Here is a 3,662-nt window from a genome sequence, read left to right on the forward strand (position 1 = left end):
ACGCATCTGATTGAGAAGGCGGTTCAGGCGGTCGAGCACGGCATCACCGTTGCGGATGAGACGGCGAAGAGTCTTGACAGCATCGTGGAAGGCAGCGAGAAGACCGCAAAACTGGTTCAGGAGATCGCAGAAGCTTCCGGCAGACAGGCGGATTCCATCGCACAGGTGACGGTCGGCATCGATCAGGTATCCTCGGTTGTACAGACCAATTCCGCAACGGCGGAGGAGAGCGCGGCAACCAGTCAGGATCTCTCGGAGAAAGCATCCAGACTGAATGAGCTCGTCAGCAGGTTCAGACTGAATCAGTAAAGATATTGAAAATATACGAACACGCGGATCGGGCAGGATGCGCGTGAAGAAAAGGGTTTGCCCTATGGCCGCGTCGGAGCATTTCACGTCGGCTGTGCGGCAGGCCCTTTTCTGATAGGTCAAAGGGCTTTGGGCAGCTCTGTTCGCCGGCAGACTCGTTTGCTATAGATATTCTCCCACATAATCCAATCATAAAAAGGAAGATGTTTGTGAAAATTTGATAGATAAAAAACAGGAATAATGGTCGTTATGAACATTTCGACGAAAAGTTACAGAAAAGCTCATAATAAAATATCATGGTTTTTGTCATATTTTGTTATGGTACGCCGATATTAAATAACAGCACTATGAAGAGGGAGTATATCTCCGCAGTCAACAAATGGGGGCAAACAAATTGGGAAAGAACAGAAGTAATTCTCCGAACCGGAGAAGACCGGGCAGAATCAGCATCGGTTTTAAGATTTTGGCACTATCAATTGTTGTGGCGTTGATTCCGCTTATCATGAGCAGCGTTCTCAGTGCGTACATGTCATCAAAAACCGGGCAGAAAACCGCATATGAAAAGATTCAGGACCGGACCAACAGTATTTCCGCGGAAGTATCCGAGTATATCAACAAGGGATACGCGGTTGTGCAGGGATTGGCAATCGGCGACGATATCGTTTCGCAGGACCCGGAAAAGCAGCATAACATTCTGGTAAAGGCAAAAGAAAACAATCCGTATTTCATTCTGTTCTATGAACAGGGAATGGACGGAATGCAGACTGCAAGAAGCTCCGGAGAGCTTGCAAACCGTGGCGATCGCTGGTGGTTTAAACAGGCAGTGGAACAGCGCCAGCCGTTCGTATCCAAGTCCTACTTTGACATCAACACCGGATCCGCCGTTACATCCATTATCTATCCGGTAAAGGATGCCGCCGGTTCCATGATCGGTGTATTCGCTTCGGATCTGGATTTGTCCAAACTCCAGGAGATTGTAGACAGTTACAATTCCTCCGGAACATACACGATCCTGATCGATGGAGAGGGATCCGTAATTGCGCATCCGAAAAAAGAATACGTCGAGCAGCTGTATAACTACAAGAAGGGTACCAGAACGAACAAGGATACCAAGGCAGAGGAGCCGATCGAGGAAACCGATGGCTTCAAGGCAATGATCGCCGAGCTTCTGGCCGGCGGAAACGGTACCAAAGAGTTTAAGGATGATGACGGCAAGGATGCAATCTATTCCTATAAACCGATTCAGATCCCGGGACAGTCTGCCAACTGGGGAGCAATCACGGTTCAGCTGAAAGAGGACGCGTTTGCGGATGTAAATACCATGATCCGCTTCTTTGTGATCTTTACGATTGTGATGGGTATTGCGGCAGCACTTCTGGCTGTTGTGATCGCAAGAAGGATTACCAACCCGCTGAAGAAGCTGGCGGCGTCTGCGCAGGAGATTGCGGACGGCAACCTGAAGGTTAAGATCGACGTGGAAACCAACGACGAGACCGGCGATGTTGCATCTGCCATGCAGGAAACCGCTTCCATGCTCAGCTCCTACATTGATTACATCAATGAGATCACCGAGGTTCTGGATAAGATCTCTGCCGGCGATCTGACCTTCGACCTGAAATATGACTATGCCGGAAACTTCGCGGCCATCAAGGATGCGCTCTTCAATATCCGCAGCACTATGACCGATACGATGTCACACATCCGTCAGGTTGCGGAGGACGTAAACGGAAATGCATCCACGCTTTCCTCCGGAGCGCAGTCTCTGGCACAGGGTACAACCGAGCAGGCATCTTCGATTGAGGAGCTCTCTGCGACGATTGCCGATATCTCCAATCAGGTTAAGATTACCGCAGAGCATGCAGAAGATGCGGAGAAGCTTTCCGACGACGCACGTACCGAGATCCAGAAGGGTAATGAGCACATGCGCGAGATGGTTCAGGCGATGCAGGACATCTCTGAGAGCAGCAAAGAGATCGGAAAGATCATTAAGACCATCGATGATATCGCATTCCAGACCAATATTCTGGCGCTGAATGCAGCTGTTGAGGCGGCAAGAGCAGGTTCTGCCGGCAAGGGCTTCGCCGTTGTTGCGGATGAGGTTGGAAACCTTGCGAAGAAGTCTGCAGAGGCGGCTTCGAATACCACGAACCTGATCGAGAAAGCGGTACAGGCGGTTGAGAACGGTATTACCATTGCAGACGAGACCGCGAAGAGTCTTGACAGCATTGTGGAAGGCAGCGACAAGACGGCGAAACTGGTTCAGGAAATTGCGGAGGCATCCGGCCGTCAGGCGGATTCCATCGCACAGGTAACCATCGGTATCGACCAGGTATCTTCCGTCGTTCAGACCAACTCTGCTACGGCAGAGGAGAGTGCAGCGACCAGCCAGGATCTCTCAGAGAAGGCGTCGACGCTGAACGATCTTGTCGGAAAGTTCCGTCTGGACAGCAGAATGTAATACAGTATGAAATGATCTGCCGGCTCACCGGAAACGGTGTGCGGTGGGTGAACGGGCCCCGGGGAATTTCTCCCCGGGGCTTTTCCGTTATGGACTTGCCGGTTTCTTTCTGTTATATTTAGGCATATGGCCAGAGAAAGGGGAATTGCCATGAACATGATCGATCTTTTGGAGACTTCGCCGGTAATTGCGGCGGTGAAAAATGAATCTGGACTGGAAAACTGTCTGAAGACAGAATGCAGGGTGGTGTTCCTCCTGTTCGGAACGATCTGTGATGTGGCAGATCTGGTGGATCGCGTTAAGGCAGCAGGCAAGATTGCCATTGTTCATGTAGATCTGATTCAGGGGCTGAGCTCCAAAGAGGTCGCTGTGGATTTCATTCACCGGAATACCCGGGCAGACGGCATTATCAGCACCAAATCTCCGATTGTGAAGCATGCGAAAGAACTGGGAATGATCTGCATTCAGAGAACGTTTGTGGTGGATTCCATGGCGCTCTCGACGCTGAAAAAGCAGATTGAGTCGTTCCATCCGGATGCGATCGAGATTATGCCGGGAGTGATGCCGCGCGTGATCCAGAAGATCCGTCAGGAGACGGAACTGCCGCTGATTGCCGGCGGCCTTCTCTCGGATAAGAAAGACATTATGGCAGCTTTCGAGGCCGGAGCAGACGCGGTGTCCACGACGAGAGAGGAATTGTGGTACGTGTAATACGCGTCGAATCGTTAGAATTGAATATGCTAAACAAAAAATTTCAAAAAGTCATTGCCTTTTAACGATGGCTGTGGTAATATAATCTCCGTCAGATTGCTGACAGAGAAATGCGCGAGTGGCTCAGTGGTGGAGCACCACCTTGCCAAGGTGGGGGCCGCGGGTTCGAATCCCGTCTCGCGCT

At 50.8% G+C, this 3,662-nt stretch carries 3 protein-coding genes and 1 tRNA gene; all 4 read left to right on the forward strand.

Features of this window, described 5'->3' with window-relative positions:
- Positions 1–309 (forward strand): methyl-accepting chemotaxis protein (locus tag BMW41_RS13940; RefSeq protein ID WP_242870361.1); only part of this gene is annotated, 309 nt, incomplete at its 5' end.
- A 379-nt stretch (positions 310–688) separates the two neighbouring features.
- Positions 689–2,767, forward strand: coding sequence for a methyl-accepting chemotaxis protein (locus BMW41_RS13945; protein WP_074650816.1), 2,079 nt, complete (start codon positions 689–691; stop codon positions 2,765–2,767).
- Positions 2,768–2,917: 150 nt separating this feature from the next.
- Positions 2,918–3,478: a glycerol-3-phosphate responsive antiterminator gene (locus BMW41_RS13950; protein WP_074650818.1), complete on the forward strand. Its 561-nt coding sequence runs from the start codon at positions 2,918–2,920 to the stop codon at positions 3,476–3,478.
- 112 nt (positions 3,479–3,590) lie between these two features.
- Positions 3,591–3,662, forward strand: a tRNA-Gly gene (locus BMW41_RS13955).

The organism is [Clostridium] aminophilum, assembly GCF_900101295.1.
GTDB lineage: Bacteria > Bacillota > Clostridia > Lachnospirales > Lachnospiraceae > Clostridium_R > Clostridium_R aminophilum_A.